Annotated in this window: 13 protein-coding genes; 8 read left to right on the forward strand and 5 right to left on the reverse strand. The window is 40.3% G+C overall.

All coding sequences use genetic code 11. The features are described 5' to 3' along the window. Positions 1-46 precede the first annotated feature (46 nt). From AC570I_RS02885 to AC570I_RS02905, 5 genes are all read left to right on the forward strand, one after another. The gene (locus AC570I_RS02885; protein WP_497404262.1) at positions 47-2,446 is read left to right on the forward strand and encodes an ABC transporter permease; all 2,400 of its coding nucleotides are present in this window, start codon (positions 47-49) and stop codon (positions 2,444-2,446) included. Between the two features lie 89 nt (positions 2,447-2,535). Next, entirely contained in the window at positions 2,536-4,962 is a 2,427-nt protein-coding gene (locus AC570I_RS02890; RefSeq protein WP_497404263.1) for an ABC transporter permease, read from the forward strand. Positions 4,963-5,050: 88 nt separating this feature from the next. Next, entirely contained in the window at positions 5,051-5,734 is a 684-nt protein-coding gene (locus AC570I_RS02895; RefSeq protein ID WP_497404264.1) for an ABC transporter ATP-binding protein, read from the forward strand. 137 nt (positions 5,735-5,871) lie between these two features. Then, entirely contained in the window at positions 5,872-6,669 is a 798-nt protein-coding gene (locus AC570I_RS02900) for a helical backbone metal receptor (protein WP_497404265.1), read from the forward strand. A 43-nt stretch (positions 6,670-6,712) separates the two neighbouring features. Next, on the forward strand, positions 6,713-7,018 hold the full coding sequence (locus AC570I_RS02905; protein WP_497404266.1) for a lipoprotein: 306 nt from the start codon (positions 6,713-6,715) through the stop codon (positions 7,016-7,018). A gap of 7 nt (positions 7,019-7,025) precedes the next feature. On the opposite strand, the gene AC570I_RS02910 is transcribed toward AC570I_RS02905, so the two are convergent. The 3 genes from AC570I_RS02910 to AC570I_RS02920 form a co-directional block, all read right to left on the reverse strand. Continuing rightward, positions 7,026-8,195 carry a DUF3298 and DUF4163 domain-containing protein gene (locus tag AC570I_RS02910; protein WP_497404267.1) on the reverse strand — a complete coding sequence of 390 codons (1,170 nt, stop codon included), beginning with the start codon at positions 8,193-8,195 and terminating at the stop codon, positions 7,026-7,028. A gap of 39 nt (positions 8,196-8,234) precedes the next feature. Further along, the gene (locus tag AC570I_RS02915; protein WP_497404268.1) at positions 8,235-9,098 is read right to left on the reverse strand and encodes a polysaccharide deacetylase family protein; all 864 of its coding nucleotides are present in this window, start codon (positions 9,096-9,098) and stop codon (positions 8,235-8,237) included. 75 nt (positions 9,099-9,173) lie between these two features. Beyond that, positions 9,174-10,052: a polysaccharide deacetylase family protein gene (locus tag AC570I_RS02920; protein ID WP_497404269.1), complete on the reverse strand. Its 879-nt coding sequence runs from the start codon at positions 10,050-10,052 to the stop codon at positions 9,174-9,176. A gap of 175 nt (positions 10,053-10,227) precedes the next feature. On the opposite strand from AC570I_RS02920, the gene AC570I_RS02925 reads away from it, so the two are divergent. Both AC570I_RS02925 and AC570I_RS02930 read left to right on the forward strand, forming a co-directional pair. Continuing rightward, the gene (locus AC570I_RS02925; protein ID WP_497404270.1) at positions 10,228-12,738 is read left to right on the forward strand and encodes a S9 family peptidase; all 2,511 of its coding nucleotides are present in this window, start codon (positions 10,228-10,230) and stop codon (positions 12,736-12,738) included. Positions 12,739-12,839: 101 nt separating this feature from the next. Further along, the gene (locus tag AC570I_RS02930) at positions 12,840-14,489 is read left to right on the forward strand and encodes a M28 family metallopeptidase (RefSeq protein ID WP_497404271.1); all 1,650 of its coding nucleotides are present in this window, start codon (positions 12,840-12,842) and stop codon (positions 14,487-14,489) included. Between the two features lie 73 nt (positions 14,490-14,562). On the opposite strand, the gene AC570I_RS02935 is transcribed toward AC570I_RS02930, so the two are convergent. Continuing rightward, positions 14,563-15,177, reverse strand: a complete 615-nt coding sequence (locus tag AC570I_RS02935; RefSeq protein ID WP_497404272.1) for an outer membrane beta-barrel protein — start codon at positions 15,175-15,177, stop codon at positions 14,563-14,565. 522 nt (positions 15,178-15,699) lie between these two features. Here AC570I_RS02935 and AC570I_RS02940 point away from each other — a divergent pair. Then, positions 15,700-16,902: an MFS transporter gene (locus AC570I_RS02940; RefSeq protein WP_497404273.1), complete on the forward strand. Its 1,203-nt coding sequence runs from the start codon at positions 15,700-15,702 to the stop codon at positions 16,900-16,902. 53 nt (positions 16,903-16,955) lie between these two features. Here AC570I_RS02940 and clpB read toward each other — a convergent pair whose 3' ends face one another. Continuing rightward, positions 16,956-19,556, reverse strand: a complete 2,601-nt coding sequence (gene clpB / locus AC570I_RS02945; protein WP_497404274.1) for an ATP-dependent chaperone ClpB — start codon at positions 19,554-19,556, stop codon at positions 16,956-16,958. Between the last annotated feature and the right edge of the window lie 123 nt (positions 19,557-19,679).

Raw genomic sequence — 19,679 nt, forward strand, 5'->3', positions numbered from 1 at the left:
AACACCTTCCAGCCTTCAAGGTTTTTAACCTTCAACCTTTAAAAATATGTTCAAACTCAACCTTAAAATCGCCTGGCGAAACCTTTGGAAAAACAAGGGTTATACATTCATTAATATTCTGGGTCTCTCTATAGGCATGGCCAGCTGTATCCTTATTTTTATTTTCATCCGCTATCAGATGAGTTTTGATGAAGGTTTTAAAGATCAGAAGCGGATTTATCGCTTAACTACCAACTGGACTTCAGGAGATGGGTTTGAGGAATCGCAGGGCGTGCCGAAGCCCGCTCCGGATGCGTTGAGGAATGATTTTAAAAATCAAATTGAAAAGGTTGGAGCCATCCGGCAGGACGGCGGAATTATAAAAGTAAAAGATTTTTCTGGAAAGGAAAGAGTGAAAGTGCTGGAGGACGTGTTTTATGCAGACCCGGCGTTCTTCGAGATCATGAGTTTTAAGTGGCTACAGGGAAATCCCGATGAATCATTAACGGCACCTCACACGGTTGTTTTATCAAAGCAGATGGCTGCCAGGTTTTTTGGGGACTGGACTAAAGCGATCGGTAAAACCATCAATTACCAAAACAGAGAAAACTTTAGAGTGACTGGTATTCTTGAAGATATGCCTGAAAACACCTCTTTCCCCCTTAATATTGTGGTCTCGTATCAAACGTTTAGAAGTTATAAAGATGAGAAATTCGATCAGTGGGGAAACACCTCATCGAATGATGAGTGTTACTTCTTTTTAAAGAAGGGTGTATCAATTGATGAAATAAGAGCCGCACTACCTAAGTTTTCTGAAAAATACTTTGAAAAAAATGCGTCATCTAAGGAGGAAGTGAGCGCACAAGCCTTAACAGATATTCATTACAACGATAATCTGGGGAATTTTGCCAATAAAACAATGCCCCGCAAAGAACTTTATGGCCTGGCGATCATCGGTGTTTTTCTACTGCTTACAGCATGCATCAATTTTATTAACCTGGCCACAGCCCAGGCCGTTAGCAGAAGTAAAGAAGTTGGGGTTCGCAAAGTAATGGGCAGCCTGAAAAGACAACTGGTTGTTCAGTTCCTAACAGAAACGCTAACGATAAGTACACTATCATTACTTGTTGCCTGCGTATTAACTGAAGTTGCTTTACCTGGTATGAAAAAGTTATTTCATGATGATATTTCCTTTAGTATCATTCAACATCCGGTGATTTTTATTTTTATGATTGCTTTGGTACTGGTTGTAAGCTTACTTGCTGGTTTTTATCCGGCGATGGTAATGTCGCAATTCAGTCCGGCTTTAGCTATCAAAAATAAAATTACTGCCAATGCAGGTGGCCTGAGTTTACGCAAAATATTGGTTATTGTGCAGTTCACAATTACTGTAGTGCTTATTATTGGTACACTGGTAGTATTGCGACAGATGAACTATATGAGAGAAAAACCACTCGGTTTTAACCCCTCTGCAATAGCAATGGTGAGTGTGAGAAACGATAGTTTAAGTGTATTGAAATACCAGGTGTTTCAGGAGCGGATCTCAAAACTGCCTGGCGTGGTATCTACCAGCTTTTGTAGAAATCCGCCTTCATCGGGCAACAATAACGAAAGCAATTTTAAATACAATGGTACTGAAACGGCCAATTTTCAGGCCAATACAAAAGTAGCAGATGAGCATTACTTCGACACCTTTGGGATGATATTTGTTGCCGGCAAAGGCTTTTCCAAAAGTGATACAATCAAAGAGCTCGTGGTTAATGAAACCATGCTCAAAAAACTGAATGTTGTTAACTTTAACGACGCGCTGGGTAAAAAGATCAGATTATGGGGGAAAGAGGGTACCATTGTAGGAGTAGTAAAAGATTTTAACAACCTGAGTTTACATGATCCGATATCACCCATAGTGATCGTGCCAATGAAAGAAAGTTACCGGAACCTCGCCGTTAAAATGGATAGCAGGCTCATCCTTTCGGTGATGCCACAAATAGAAAAAATCTGGAATGACACTTTTCCTGAGAATTTTTACAGCTCCTCCTTTGTTGATGATGATATCAGTCAGTACTACGAAACTGAGAGAATCATGGGAACTTTATTTAAATTCTTTGCTGGTGTCATCATCTTCATTTCCTTTATCGGGTTATTCGGCTTAATTTCTTTTGTGGCTACCCAGCGAACCAAAGAAGTAGCCATCAGGAAAGTACTAGGTGCTTCAACTATTGAATTGGTCAAAATGCTCAACGGATCATTTCTGGTCATGGTTTTTATTGCCAATATCGTGGCGTGGCCCCTGGCTTATTTATTTATTTCGAAATGGCTTTCAGGCTTTGCTTACCGCATTGATATCAGTATATGGCCATTTGCACTGGCGATGGTAATCTCCATGGTGATTACCTTAGTTACCGTAAGTCTCAGGTCTTACAAAGCTGCAGTAACCAATACCATTGATGCACTGAAATATGAGTAAACGCAGGAAGGTGGAAGGCCGGAAGGTGAAGGCTAGAGTAACCAACACCTTCCGGCTCTCAATCTTTTTAACTTCCAACAATTAAAGATATGTTCAAACTCAACCTCAAAATTGCCTGGCGGAACCTTTGGAAGAACAAAGTATATGCTGCCATTAATATCGGTGGACTGGCACTAGGCCTAACCGCTTTTGTACTGATGCTATTGTACATCAATCATGAAGAAAGTTACGACACTTGGTCGCCTGACTTAAAAAATATATACCAAATCAGGGAGAAACATGATTTTTTCACGCCAGATAACAAAGAACATTGGAATGAGATAGCAAACAGCAGGGTGGCTGCAATGGTGCGAGATAAGTTACCTCAGGCAGTTGCTGTAACTAAAGTAGACAATGAATGGGATTTCAGAGGTGGGTATTCCTTAAAGGTAGACAATGCTGATCCGGTTATGATTACTAAAATCAAGGATTCCGACAGCAGTTTCTTCCATGTATTTCCTTACCAGTTTATTCAGGGGAGCGCAGACAAAGCCCTGAAGAGAAAAGAAACTATTGTATTGAAAGAGAGTCTCGCTATACAACTCTTCGGAACAACCAAAGTGCTCGGGAAAACTGTCAGAATGATAAGATGGAGAAGCGACGCCGGAAACCTGTTAACAATTACTGGGGTTGTTGCAGATCCGCAATCACCACAAAGTGTGAGCTTTAATGCCATTAGCCGGACAGGCGATAGAGACAGTGATCCTGAAAATCCAACCAGCAATAACTATTGCCTGGTTTTCGCTAAATTAAATAAGTTAAGTGATACACTCGTGCTTAATCAAACCTTACAAAAACTGTATATTGATTTTAAAAAGAACCTCTTAAATGGACAAAAAACAACCTACAATGATTTATACAAGGATGGAAAATTACCAGGTTTGAAAGTGATTCCAATAAAAGAGGTTCATGGTAATCCGCCATACACCATTAATTGGTTCGAAAAGCTAAAACCGGTGATAGCGATATCGGCATTCCTGTTGTTGGTATCGGTAATTAATTTTATCAACCTGGCAACTGCCCAATCGGTTCAACGTGCAAAAGAAGTTGGGGTAAAAAAGGTACTGGGATCATACAGGGCACAATTAACTGTGCAGTTTTTAATTGAGTCAGCGCTTCAAAGTATTATATCTCTTTTTATCTGTATCATTTTAATTGAGATGGTATTACCTGCCTTTAATCATCAGTTTAAAGTTGATTTAAGTTTCTGGCATAACGCGCAACTATCTGTTATGCTAAGCCAGCTATTTGGACTATTCTTTTTTGTAACTTTGGTTGCAGGTTTTTATCCTTCGTGGATTTTATCCAATTATAATCCTGTATCTGTACTCAAAGGCAATTATGAAAATGGTTTAAAAGGTATTGCACTACGTAATGTGCTGGTAGTCTTTCAGTTTATTATCTCAGTTACATTCATCATAGCAATAGGGGTAATGCAAATGCAGTCCCGCTTTATAATTAACAAGGATTTAGGATTTGAAAGGGCAAATCTGATTAATATCAAAACCAATTACGAAGAGAAGTTTGCCAAACGGTTAAAGAAGATTCCCGGAATACAGTATGTTGCAACCACCACACAGGTAATGGGAAATACTTTTAATGTTCCGGAGGAGGTAAAATATAAGGGAAGTACCATTAATCTTAATACGGTTACAGTTACGATGGATGCATTACCTGCGTTAGGAGTAAAATTGATAGCCGGAAGAATCTTTTCTAAGGAATATAAACAGGATACAGTGAATACTGTGGTTTTAAATGAGGCTGCAGCTGCTTTATTTGGTAAGAATATAATCGGGCAAACCTATGGAAAAGCGGATTGGGAAGGGAAAACAAATATTTTTCAAATTGTTGGAGTGATTAAAAACTATCATAATGAAGGTTTTGATAAATCAGTTTTGCCAACAGTATATAAAGTTACAAGCTTGGGCGGAACATCAAATACAAATAATTTATTAGTCAGGTTTACCACTTCAGAATATCAGACCTTGATTGGTAAAATTGAGAAAGAGTGGCAAGCGATTTACCCAAATTTCCCAATGGAATACAGCTCTCTGGATGATGCATTTTCAAATACTCTTCAGGATAATAAGCGTTTTATTAACATGATCATCCTTTTTAGTGCTATTTCTGTATCCTTATCGCTGCTTGGCTTATTTGCACTTTCTACTTTTGTAGCCAAACGCCGTACCAAGGAAATTGCTGTGAGAAAAGTGCTTGGCGCATCAAATGTCCAGATTATTAATCTGCTGAACAAATCGTTCCTGATCCTGGTGATTATTGCTAACCTGATCAGCTGGCCTGTAGCCTATATTATTATTAAAAAATGGCTTGATGGTTTTGCTTACCGCATTGAAATGCCGATAGTACCCTTCATAATATCGACCTTAATTTCTGTTTTTATTGCAATCTTAACCGTGAGTATTCAGGCCAGAAAAGCCGCAATTTCTGACCCTGTTAATGCACTTAAATATGAATAAGGGCAGTAAGGTAAAAGGGCTTAAGGTCGGAGGCTAATGCCTCCGTAACCTTCTTACCTTCAACCTTCCGTCCACTAACCTTAAAAAGATGATCGAATTAAAAAATATCGAAAAATACTATGCCTCAAAAGGCAACAAAAGTTACGTGCTCCGCAATGTAAGCGCAACCATTGATCAGGGAGAATTTGTGTCCATAATGGGCCCTTCGGGAGCGGGCAAATCAACTTTGCTTAATATCCTGGGGATGCTTGAGGATCCAACTTATGGTACCTATGAATTTTCAGGTGAAAATGTAACCAGCCTCAGTGAGCGTAAAAGAATAGAACTTTATCGCAATCACATCGGTTTCGTGTTTCAGGCTTATCATTTGATAGACGAAATGACGGTTTACGAGAATATCGAAGCCCCGTTGTTGTATAAAAAAGTACCGGGTTCCGAGAGGGCCAGCAGGATTGCCGATTTGTTGGATCGTTTCAATATTGTAGCGAAGAAAGATCTTTTTCCTAATCAGCTCTCAGGCGGCCAACAGCAATTGGTAGGCATTGCCAGGGCCTTGGCTGCACAACCTACGGTGATTCTGGCCGACGAACCCACCGGAAATTTACAGTCCGTTCAGGCTGAAGAAATTATGACTCTATTTAAAAAACTGAACCAGGAAGATGGCATCACCATTATTCAGGTTACGCATTCAGAGAAAAATGCGACTTATGGTAATCGCATTCTGCATATTGCTGATGGAGTAATCAAAGAAGATGTTGCGGTACATCACTAAATTGGTGATCATTTATACCAAATTAACCAATAGAGCTTTCTTAATAAAAATACTTTCTGCTGCCCCGTCGCATTCTTCTTCGGGGCGCAGTAAAATACGGTAATAAGTGCAACAGCGAAAACCCCTATATTTGCGCTATGCAAAAGTCCTTTACCGATCAGTTAGGAAATGAAATCACCATAAACTTCCCTCCTCAAAGGATTATTTCTGTCGTTCCATCCCAAACTGAACTCCTGTTCGAATTAGGGTTGGATAAGGAAATCATCGGGCTAACGAAGTTTTGCATTCGTCCCATTGAAAAGTTTGCCGGAAGAACAAAAGTGGGAGGGACTAAAAAACTCAATATCGATTTAATCCGCGCAATGAAGCCCGACCTCATCATCGGGAATAAGGAAGAAAATACGCAAAGTGATATCGAAGAGCTTGCCAGGGATTTTCCGGTATGGATGAGTGATATTTTTACAGTAGAGGATGCCATGAAAACCATCAGTCAGATAGGAGGACTGGTAGATCGGGAACCCGAAGCCGCTTACCTTAATCACCTCATATCAGCAGGTTTTAACGATTTAAAGACACTTGCCCTACAGCACAATATTAATAAGAGGGTGGCCTACCTCATCTGGCGAAAACCATTTATGGCAGCAGGTTACAATACCTTCATCAATGATGTATTGTCAACAAACGGAATGACTAATGTCATCAGGCAAGATCGCTATCCCGAAATTACAATGGAGCAGCTGAAAGCCGCTAACTGTGAACTGGTCTTGCTTTCATCAGAGCCGTATCCGTTTAGAGAAAAACATATTGAGGAAATTCAGGCTGCACTTCCTGATATCAGAATAATGCTGGTAGATGGAGAAATGTTCAGCTGGTATGGGAGCCGACTAGTGAAGGCGGTGCAGTATTTTTTTGAATTCCAAAAAGAACTTTATTAGCTTTCTGATGTTCCTTGGTTATAAATAAATAATTAACTGCATCATGAAAAAAATACTCATGTTAACCTTATTCGTAGCTGCCCTTTCTGGCTGCAGCTCAATGCAAAACACCAGTGGTTCTGATGTCGTTTCCCTAACGGGAAACTTACAGAAAATGGGTATAACTACCTACCAATATGGTACGCATACCATTAACTCGGGAGGGAAACCCTATGCCTTAAAAAGCAGTTCATTAAATTTAGATACCTATCTGGATAAACAGGTTTCTTTGAAAGGTACAAAGGTTTCAGGCTACCCTGTTGAAGGTGGTCCCGAGCTCATCGAAGTATCAGATGTTATTGTAAAATAACATCAGGTTATTTCAGTCCGATTCTTTCTGCAAAAGCAGGTACGACGTAACTTTTTAATTCATTAAACGGAATGAATACCACAATCTGGCCTTGTGCATAGCTCGCTACTTCATAGGGGTTATACATAAAGGCCAGGCCCTTGCTGTTGAAGTAAAAATTGCCGTTTGGTTTGAGGAAGTTATCGAAAAGCACTGTGCTCAATGCCTCGCCGGTCTTAATATTGTATTGCTTTCTCAGGTTTTTTTCCAATAAGCCCTGCAAGGTAGTTGAATCAATTTTGACCACATCGCTCAGAATCATTTGTTTTTTATTCTGAACGTCAAGGCAATACATTGTACTGCTATAATTGCCATGTGCGCCTCCGGTATAGCTATCTGCCAGGAAATCAATCACCACATAACCGTGCTCGTTGTAAGCCAGAGATTGCTGACTGTTATTGGTATAATTCATCCACTGCATAAAACCCCGGTCCGGACCGTTTTTCTGCTGTTCTGCAATCTCCTTTTTGTAATCGCTAAAATAGGCTTCAGCAATGCTTTTAAACCCCGGTTCTCTATCTACCTTACCTAACCTGATTCCCGAAATTCGTTTTAACTGGTTGTCGAGCCATTTTTCATGCTCACCACTCTTAACCGGTTTAACATATTCAAAGCTGATGGTTGCAACGGGCGATTTGACCTGGCCATCAAAGGCCTTTACAGAATCTTCAACTATGCCTGCTTTAAATTCGTAACTTCCTTCAGGGTACTTTTCGGCAAGACTAACCGGAAAGGTTTTTGATTGATCTCCACTTGTCCAGCTTCCGCTAAAACCATTGCCCGTCCATTTCAGCGACAAGCGCGGTTGCTTTGCCGCTTTGTCAAAGTAATAATCATAATAACTGTTTTCAAACAATACAATACTGTCTTTACCGATAATAGTATCCGTAGATAAATTCAGCCAGTAACCGTCGTAGTAATAATCGCCATCGTAATCGCCGTCAATTTTCTGCAAGTTCATTACAACCGTTTTTCCCGCAATGGTTCCCTCCAGTCGCTTATAAAAGTTTTGTTCAAGTTCTTTACGTACAGTGGCGGTACTATCCGCTTCTGTACTACTTTGTTGACCCTCTTTGCTACGGTTACAGGCAGTTAATATGGATAACCCTAGCAGTGCAGGTAAGATGTATTTTTTCATAGTATAATAGATGACCTCACGTTAAACCTACATACGAAACTATGATTTTGTTTTATTAAAGCTCTTATTGATGCTGTAATATAGATTTTTAGCCGTGTATCTACCCGGATCTATAATTCTTCTAATGGTAAGGAGGGGATATTGTTCATCTCTCGCAGTCGAAAGAATGAAAGCGGCCTTGAAGCCATGTTCTTTGAGTTTATGTAAAGTCGACGATTTATACACACCATAAGGATAGGCAAAGTATTCTATTTTCTTACCCGTTATTTCTTCAAGTTTTCTGGTGGGTTCATCAATTTGTGTCTTCCAGTCTTCTTCAGTAAATTGTGCAAAGTTTTTATGGTCGTAAGTATGGCTGGCGATGGTATTACCCTCATCAGCTAATTGCTTAATCTGCGCTTTGGTCATGTAATTGATTCTACCTTTTCTGCCGATAGATACAGTCATGATGAAATAAACACCTTTGAAACCATATTTTTTTAAGGTTGTATTGCCAACAGTAAACTGATCTTCATCGGTATCATCAAAACTGATGATGATTGGTTTATCAGGAAGTTTTGCGCCGTACACCAGGTAATTGTAAAGCTGGTCTGGCTGGATGGTTTGATAGCCACTATCGGCCAGCATTTTAATATGTTCTCTGAATTTGTCTGGCGAAATGATATCGTCGTATGCGCGCTTACTGTCGCTGGCAATATTGTTTCTGATCTGATGATAGCATAACACAGGCACTTCTCTCCGAGCCAGAATAGTTTTGTTATTTGCGGCTTTGCGGTTAACGCTATCTGTAACCTGTATTTCTGTACTATCTTTTTTGTTTTGTGAAACCTGTTTTTTCGAATCAGCAGTGCAGGATCCGATAAGGGCCGGAATAACCATGGCCAGTAACGAAAATCTTTTCATGAGAAGATATGTGGTGATATCAGGTAAAAGAAAACCGTTGTCCTCAATAAGACAACGGTTTTATATGCTTTAATTTTAGAAACTGTTTTTTATGCTATTGCTTAATGTTTTTGGACTCCAGTAACCACTGGCAATTATCCTGCGGATGGTAAACAACGGATCTTTCTCGTCACGTTTGGTCGACAGCTGATAGGCCATTCTGAAACCGCGTTTCTTCAATTCAGGAATTCCTTCCGCGTTCCATAAACCAAAAGGATAGGCAAACTCAGTCATGGTCTTACCGGTAATTTCCTCCAGTTTTTTTGTAGGTTTGTCTAACTGTTCTTCCCAGTCTTTACCAGCATATTTTTTGAAGTTCTTGTGGTCATAGGTATGCGAGCCAATAACGTTCCCTTCATCCGATAGTTGTTTGATCTGCTCTTTGCTCATGTAATCCACAAACTTTCCCTTTCTGCCAATTGATACCGTCATGATAAAATAAACGGCTTTGTATCCCAATTTATCCAGCGTTGGCCTTACAATCGTAAACTGATCTTCATCGGTATCATCAAAAGTAAGCATAATGGGTTTACTTGGTAGAGTGGCACCCGTATTAAGATAAGCATATAACTGATCAGGTAAAATGGTGTGGTATCCACTGTCCGACAGCATTTTCATCTGGTCCTTGAAATTCTGGATTTCTACAATGTAGTCTTTACCTACTTTTCCATCTGTAGGTTTCCAGTTTCTTACCTGGTGATAACATAAAATTGGAACCTGTTTGCGCGCAAGGATGGTTTTGGCATCTGCCACTTTTATCTTTGAAACATCTACAGCCGGACTTGAATTTCCTGTAGCAGGACTTACCTGTTGGGTAGAATCCTTTGAACTTGAAGTCTCTGTTTGTGATTTAGACTGACAACTGGCCAGTAAAATGCTTCCAGCCGCTATAATGGTTAGTAATTTGTATTTCATTCTAAGTAAATATGTTTACAAAACTAGAAATTATGTCAAATATTCAACGTCAAATAAACTGGTGTTGATAACTATTTCATTTGGTAGAGCGATGACCAAACTATCCGTTTTATTACAAAGTTGACTGATATTAATAGGCTATAATTAAATAATTTAGCAGTTCAAATAAACCTAGATGAATAAATTTTACAAACTCCTTTTATGCGGGCAGTTTCTGTCTTTAACCCTGGCTGCTCAAACTAAAACATTTACCATTACTGAGAATATTCAGCCTCAACCTAAAGCAAATTACCAGCTGGCATCAAGATTTTCTCCAAATAAATTGAAAAAAATGGTGTATTCAACATCGGTTGATCCGCACTGGTTGAAATTAACCAACCGGTTCTGGTATACTTTTGAAACTCCTAAAGGTAAGTTTTGGTACCTTGTTGATCCTGCCGTAAAGACCAAAAAACAGCTTTTCGATAATGCCAAAATAGCATCTGATATCACCCTGATTGTACGTGATCCCTTTGATGCGGAACATTTGCCACTGGAGAATCTTAAATTCTCTCCCGATGAGAAAAGCGTAACTTTCGAAGTGAAAAGCACAATCGATGAGTTGAAAAAAGACCGCAAAGACAAAAAAGCGGCCGACTCCATGCAGAAAAAGATTTACTCGTTTAGGTATGAACTTGCCTCTGCCAAACTTACTGAAATTCCGAATTTCAGTAAACCAAAACCTAAGCCTACATGGGGTTCAGTAGCTCCCGACTCATCTGCAATTATTTTCTCGCGAAACTATAATCTCTATTGGATGGATAAAGAGAATTACAAGAAAGCCGTTAAAAATGAGGATGATAGTACCATTGTAGAACATCAGCTCACAAAAGATGGTGTAAAGTTTTATTCTTACGGAAGTGATGGAGATGGAGAAAATAATGTTGAAAATGAAAAGAACAATAAAAAACGTCGCGGGGCCTATGTACTTTGGTCACCAAATGCCAGGTATTTCGTTTTAGACAGAACAGATTCACGTAAGGTAAAAGACTTGTGGGTAATCAATAGCGTAACGCCGGGCCGACCAACACTGGAGACTTACAAATATCAGATGCCGGGAGAAGCTGAAGCACCACAGGATGAGGTATTGCTTTTCGACTTTACTGCTAAAACCTATAAGAAATTAACTATTGCTGCTTTTAAGGATCAAAGTGTAGGTGTTTGGGGCAAGCCATCGCTGGCAAAAGACCGCGATAACGAATTCCGTCCATCAGTTTGGTTAGGTAACGAGAGCCGCTTCTATTTTTCACGTACCAGCCGAGATTTAAAACGCATTGATATCGGTACGGTAGATATTGCAACAGGAAAAGTCACACCACTGATCGACGAACGCTTCAATACCTATGTAGAAGTGAATCGCCCGGGTTTGGTGAATGATGGCAAAGAACTCATTCATTGGAGCGAACGCGACGGCTGGGCGCATTTTTACCTTTTCGATGGTAACGGTAAACTTAAAAATCAAATTACTAAAGGTGCTTTCCATTGTGAAAGTATTGTAAATGTAGATGAAAAAAACCGGGTTCTTTACTTCACGGCTAACGGAAGAGAGGCTAAGGAAGACCCATACTACCTGCATTTGTACAGCATCAATTTTGACGGTTCTAATATGAAGTTGCTCAATACAGGTGACTTTGATCATGCTTCAAGCATGAATGACAATAATACTTATTTTGTTGATAACTACTCGAGGGTTAACACCGCACCAAAATCAACACTATATGATAAAAGCGGCAAAAAAGTGATGGACCTGGAAACGACCGATTTATCACTGTTGATCACTGCAGGTTACAAATTTCCGGAGCCCTTTAAAGTGAAGGCTGATGATGGTATCACCGATTTATACGGTGTGATGTACAAGCCATTCGACTTCGATCCGAACAAGAAGTACCCGATCATTGAGTACGTTTATCCAGGCCCGCAAACTGAAGCGGTAAACAAAGCGTTTAGCAAAAGTATGGACCGTACGGAACGTTTAGCCCAATTTGGCTATATCGTAATTACAGTTGGTAACCGTGGTGGCAATCCATCGCGCTCAAAATGGTATCATACTTATGGTTACGGAAATCTTCGGGATTATGGCCTAGCAGATAAAAAAACGGCAATAGAGCAACTGGCTTCAAAGTATTCCTATATCGATGAGTCTAAAGTCGGCATAACCGGTCACTCTGGTGGTGGTTTCATGTCTACCGCGGCCATGCTGGTTTATCCTGATTTCTTTAAGGCTGCGGTTTCCAACGCCGGAAATCACGACAATAGCATTTACAACCGCTGGTGGAGTGAGAAACACCATGGTGTTAAAGAGGTAGTTTCTTTAAAAGGCGATACTTCTTTTAAATATAGCATCGATAAAAATCCTGACTTAGCTAAAAACCTGAAAGGTCATCTATTACTAATGCATGGCGACGTGGATAATAATGTTCACCCGGCCAACTCCATTCGGGTAGCCAATGCTTTAATGAAAGCTGGTAAACGTTTCGATTTCCTGATCATCCCCGGACAGCGTCATGGCTTTGGCGATATGACGGAATATGCATTCTGGAAACTTGCCGATCACTTTAATAAATATCTCATCGGAGATTTTTCTGAGCCCAGCGATGTTGACGTAGTAGAGATGGACAGGGACATTGAACAAAACGGAAAACAGTAGTTAATGTAATTTGCCACGGAGGTTCAGAAAAGCGCGTTGTGTATTCCGTGTTTCCGTGGCAAATTTAAATTCTCTAAATTACCCTCCTAAACTTATTTCTAATGACTAAACCCATTCTTTTTTTGGTAGCAGTTGCTTTTTGCTTTTCATCATGCAAGCAATCTGCTCAAAGCAATTCAGATGGACCAGATTCGTTGGCCATTAAAGCCATAAACGACTCAAGCCTTACTCAATATTTGTCTGTTATTGCTGCTGATAGTCTTCAGGGTAGGAAACCTTTCACCATCGGAGAAACTAAAACCATCAGTTATCTCAAAAAATCATTCGACGAACTTGGCCTTGAGCCGGGAAATGGCGATAGCTATTTTCAGGAAGTGCCCATGGTAGAAATTAAATCTGTACCCGACCAGCAAATGACGATAACGGGGCAAACGGGATCGGTAAATCTAAACTACTTGACCGATTTTGTTGCAGGCTCACGCAGGGTGCAAAATCAGGTTAGTATCAAAAATTCTCCTCTAGTATTTGCAGGTTACGGCATAGTGGCCCCTGAATATGGCTGGAATGATTATAAAAATCTGGATGTAAAAGGTAAAACGGTAGTAGTGATGATCAACGATCCGGGTTTTGCAGATTCAACTTTGTTTAAAGGGAAAAATATGACCTATTACGGACGCTGGACTTATAAATTCGAAGAGGCATCCAGACAAGGAGCTGCCGGGATTTTGATCATTCATGACACAGAGCCTGCTGCCTATCCGTGGAGTGTAGTAAGGAGTGGATGGTCTAAATCCAAGCTCACCCTTCAATCTGAAGACAATGGAATGAACCGTACTGTAGTTGAAGGATGGATAAGTTTAGACAAGGCAAAGGAACTGTTTAAACTGGCAGGACAGACTGAGAAGATAATGAAAGATGCCGGTAAAAAGGATTTTAAAGCAGTTGATCTGCATGTTTCCACATCGTTAACTGTAAAGAATTCGGTTAAAAAATCTGTGAGCTATAACGTGCTGGCAAAAATTTCTGGGGATAAACATAAGGATGAGGCAATTATCTATTCGGCACATTGGGATCATTTGGGAATAGGGGAGAAAATTCAGGGCGATTCGATTTATAACGGAGCTGTAGATAATGCTACTGGCGTGGCGTCTCTTTTTGAAATTGCTTCGGCCTTTAAAAAATTAGACAGAAAACCAGGCAGATCAATTTTGTTCGTTTCTTATACAGGCGAAGAACAAGGGTTGCTGGGATCAGAGTATTATGCCAAACATCCGGCATTTCCTTTATCGAAAACCGTTGCCAATATTAACATGGACATGATGGGGATTGCCGGCAAAACCAAAGATATTGTGGTGTATGGTTACGGACAATCTGAACTGGAAGATTACGCGGCTGCATCTGCTAAAAAACAAGGACGTGTAATTGTTCCCGATCCTGTTCCTTCATCAGGTTTGTACTACCGTTCTGATCACTTTAATCTCGCTAAGTTTGGTGTTCCATCCTTATTCACGGGTTCCGGAGTTGATAACGTGAAAAATGGCCGGGAGTGGGGCTTAAAACAGGTAGCCGATTTTACCAAATCCAGATACCATTCTCCACAGGATAATTTTGATCCCAAAACATGGGATTTATCTGGCATCACCGAAGATGTAAGAATGTTGTTTGATATGGGTTTTCGGATCAGCAATGAAGATACTTACCCGAAATGGAAAGACGGCTCAGAATTCAAGGCCATCAGAGAGAAGAAATAGGTTGAACATACAAAAGCCGCAGCTCGCAGAATTAGTCATCTGCGCGGCCGCGGCTTTATTATTTAATCAGCGATTAAAAGTGAAACTGCACGCCTAATTTTGGAGCGAAGGTATCAGCTTCCAATCCGAATGAATTACTGGTAGTTTTTGCACCTGTAGCTTCTTCTTTAATCTGATTGTTAGCATAACCTAAACCATTTACAGAAACCTCTATACCAATTCTTTTAGTTGGGAAGAAAGCAAAACCTGGAGATACATTTACACCAATTGAGGTTGTCGATGCGTATTTTGAACCAGTATCGCCATTTGCATCAACAGTTTTAGCCGTTCCGAATGCCATAGGAACAGATAACTGTCCGAAGAATTTAAACTGGTCTGATAAACCTACATAGTAACGTCCAAAAGGAGATACCTGAAAAGCACCCACCTGGTTTCTGTTCAAAGCACCACCACTAACCGTTTTGGAATAAGTATAACCAACACCGGTACCAATTGCAAAATTGTTGCCTACAAAGTAACCAATACTGGGAACAACGCTAAAGTCGATGTCCGACTTAGCAGCACCTTCAACCTTTGAAGAACTGAAGCCAACGTTACCACCTAAAATGAATTTACCTTTTTCAGTTTGTGCGTTTGCACTGTAGAACAATCCTGCTACTGCTACCAATGATAATAATAATTTTTTCATCGTTTTATTAATTATATATGTTAAAATTTATAGCCATTTTTACTTTTTTAATTTCTGACTATATTTGGATTAAAGTCAACAGTTATGCCGAAAAACCCTGTCAGCGTCATCAAAAAATCAGATTTTATCCAAGTTATTCATTAGTAAACAGATATAAATTTAGTATTAAATCAATATTATTTTATGGTGACTAAAAATCAATCAAGTGATTAATTTTTGGATCGTGACAGACTGACAAGCCGCTTTTTTTTGTATTATTGTCAGAATTATTTCGGTAGTTTTGACATCTTTTAGGAATAAATGATTTGCATCAGTATTGTTTCTACCCACCTTTTCCCCACCTTTCAGCCACCTTTTGCCCACATCAATCCCGCGGATCATAGTACATCGCGTTGGTAGTGCTTTACAATCTCGTTCCGCCTGCGTAACACTGTCTGCTAAAAATCTTTTAAAATTGCAAGGACATGTCTGCGGATTGAAAAAATATTTAATCGTTACATTTGAAGATATCAATATCCCATTATGACCGAAAATACTTCTACACAATCTCTAATCGAAAAAACAGTATTCCCGATTCTATTTGCACTGAGTTTTTCTCATTTATTGAATGATACCATACAGTCGCTTATTCCGGCTATTTACCCAATCATCAAAACCAGCTACCATTTAACATTCTCGCAAATTGGTTTAATCACTTTAACCTTTCAAATGGCAGCTTCATTGTTGCAACCTTTCGTAGGGCTCTATACCGATAAAAAACCTCAGCCTTATTCTCTTGCAATAGGGATGGGCTTTACCCTAACCGGATTAATTACCCTGTCGCAGTCGCAAAATTTTTACACCATACTCATGTCTGTGGCACTGATTGGAGTAGGTTCATCTGTCTTTCATCCGGAAGCCTCCCGAATGGCACATGCGGCATCAGGCGGTAAGAGAGGCCTTGCCCAATCTGTTTTCCAATTGGGTGGCAATGCCGGAAGTTCATTAGGTCCGCTTCTGGCCGCCTGGATAATTGTTCCATATGGTCAGTTTAGCGTGGTGTGGTTTTCATTTATTGCACTATTGGCCATCGTCATCTTAACTTTTGTCGGGAACTGGTACAAGGGCTTTATTTTAGCAAGAGCGAAAAAGGTTAATGCCCAAATTGTAATAAATCAGTTCTCCCGCAGGAAAGTGATATTCTCCGTATGTATATTGCTGTTGCTGATTTTCTCCAAATACTTTTATATGGCGAGTTTAACCAGCTACTTTACTTTTTATCTGATTAATAAGTTTCACGTATCTGTTCAAACTTCTCAGGTTTACCTTTTCGTATTTTTATTCTCTGTTGCCGCCGGAACCTTATTAGGCGGGCCAATAGGGGATAAGATTGGCAGGAAATATGTGATCTGGGCTTCAATTCTCGGTACCGCACCTTTCGCACTGTTACTGCCCCATGCCAGTTTGTTCTGGATTGGTGTTTTGATTGTTCCCATCGGAATGATTCTCGCCTCTGCTTTCTCAGCTATTCTGGTGTATGCCCAGGAGCTTATTCCAGGTAAGGTTGGACTGGTAGCAGGATTGTTTTTCGGTTTCGCTTTTGGAATGGGCGGAATAGGATCGGCACTGTTGGGTAAACTTGCCGATGGAAAAGGAATAAATTATGTGTTCAGCATCTGTGCTTTTCTACCCCTGATCGGACTACTTACCGGCTTCCTGCCTAATATCGAAACAAAGAAGAAATAAAAAAAAATCCCGTAGATGATCATCTGCGGGATTTCTTGTCGGATAAGCCAGGCCTAACCTTGTTTCTGATTGATGAACACAAAATTGTGATCGAACATATCGAGTTTTATTTTACTCTCTTTGTCTACTTTACCTGCCAGTATTTCTTTCGATAATTCGTTTAAGATTCTCTTTTGGATAACCCTCTTCAGCGGTCTGGCTCCAAACTGCGGATCGTACCCCAATTGCGCCAGCCAATCCAAAGCTTCATCGCTGGCATCCATTTCGATACCCATCTCCGCAAGGGTTTGCTGTACCTGTTTAAATTGTAAAGCAACAATATCCCTGATTTCGCTGCGGTTTAACGGTGTAAACATAATCAGTTCATCAATACGGTTCAAAAACTCTGGACGAATGGTTTGTTTGAGTACTTCAAACAATTCGTTTTTAGTTTTGGCAATCACCTCATCGCGGTTTTCGTCGCTCAAATCTTTAAAATTATCCTGGATCAAATGAGCCCCTATGTTTGAGGTCATGATGATAATCGTGTTCTTAAAGTTTACCGTCCTCCCTTTATTATCGGTCAGGCGGCCATCGTCCAATACCTGTAACAGGATGTTAAATACATCTGGATGCGCTTTTTCAATTTCATCAAGCAATACCACTGAATAGGGTTTACGTCTCACTGCTTCAGTTAATTGTCCGCCTTCATCATAACCAACATATCCCGGGGGCGCTCCAATCAGGCGGGAAACAGCATGACGCTCCTGATATTCACTCATATCAATACGCGTTAAAGCATTTTCATCGTTGAATAGAAATTCTGCAAGTGCCTTTGCCAGCTCTGTTTTACCCACACCAGTAGTTCCCAGAAAAATAAATGATCCGATTGGCTTCCGCTTATCCTGTAATCCTGCACGCGAGCGGCGTATCGCATCAGAAATAGCCTCAATGGCCTCATCCTGTCCAGCTACCCTTTGATGTAATTCCGCTTCCAGGTTCAATAATTTCTCCCGTTCACTGGCAATCAGCTTGGTAACGGGTATTCCCGTCCACCTGCCTACAACGCCAGCAATATCATCGGCAGTAACTTCTTCTTTCAGCATGCGGCTATCCGTTTGCTGACTCTCCAGATCTGCTTTCAACTTGGAAACCTGATCCTGCGCTTCTTTTATTTTACCATAACGGATTTCGGCAACTTTACCATAGTCTCCTGCGCGCTCTGCCTGCTCTGCCTCCAGCTTGTAGTGCTCAATAGCTTCCAGTTGGTTATTCACAGCATCTACCAGGTCTTTTTCACCCTGCCACTTCGCTTTGAATTCATCACGCTCTGCTGATAAATTGGCAATCTCCTCTGATAGATCTTTTACTTTTTTATCATCTTTTTCGCGTTTTATAGCCTCACGTTCGATTTCCAGACGCATAATTTCTCTGTCTAAAGCATCTACGTGCTCCGGTACGCTATCCATTTCCATGCGCAGCTTTGATGCAGCCTCGTCCATTAAGTCGATTGCCTTATCAGGAAGAAAACGATCAGCGATATACCGCTGGCTCATTTCAACTGCCGCTATTATCGCCTCGTCTTTAATCCTTACTTTATGGTGCGTTTCATAACGCTCTTTTAAACCACGAAGAATAGAAATGGCATCCTGCGTATCTGGTTCCTCTACCATCACCTTTTGGAAACGGCGTTCCAATGCTTTATCTTTTTCCAGGTATTTTTGGTACTCATCAAGAGTAGTAGCGCCGATGGCTCTCAACTCGCCGCGTGCCAATGCTGGTTTGAGGATGTTAGCTGCATCCATCGCGCCTTCACCGCCGCCGGCACCAACTAAGGTATGAATCTCATCGATAAACAATACTATGTCGCCATCACTTTGTGTCACTTCTTTCACAACTGCTTTTAAGCGTTCCTCAAATTCGCCCTTATACTTTGCTCCGGCAATTAAGGAACCCATATCCAGTGAGAAAACAGTTTTGCTTTTAAGGTTTTCTGGTACATCACCCTTAATGATACGGAAGGCAATTCCTTCAGCAATAGCAGTTTTACCAACACCTGGCTCGCCAATCAGAATAGGATTATTTTTTGTTCTACGTGACAGAATCTGGATTACACGACGAATCTCCTCGTCACGGCCAATCACGGGATCTAACTTTCCACTCTCCGCGTATTCGTTCAGGTTTCGTGCATACTTGCTTAATGCCTGATAGGTCGCTTCCGCATTCTGATCAGTTACACGGCTATCGCCACGCAATTCAGTAATTGCTTTTTTAAGGTCTTTTTCATTTACACCTTGTTCTTTCAACAGTTTTGATGTGCTGTCATTAATAGCAAGTATGCCTAATAGTAAGTGTTCTACAGATACAAACTCATCCTTAAATTCCTTTAAAAAAGTCTGCGCTTTTTGTAAAACACTATTGGTATTTGATGACAGATAGACATTACTTCCACTCACTTTCGGGAACCTGCCAATCTCTGCATCTAAGTTTTGATTTAACGAATTCAGATTAACGTTTAATTTCTTCAATACATACGAAACCACGTTTTCATCAACAGTAAGCAGGCCTTTTAAAAGGTGTGCTGTCTCAATAGCTTGTTGCTGATTGCCCTGGGCTATTTCAGAAGCCTGTTGAATCGCTTCCTGGGCTTTTATTGTAAAATTGTTGAAGTTCATATATCCGTTTTAATCAAAACCAGTGCCATAGCTGTTTTGATTTTTCAATCGGAAATTTTGTCGGTATGATGCTATTTTTAATGACTAAATTGCTGATATATAATGTTTTGTGCTGAAATTTTG

Source organism: Pedobacter sp. A2324, from assembly GCF_059693705.1.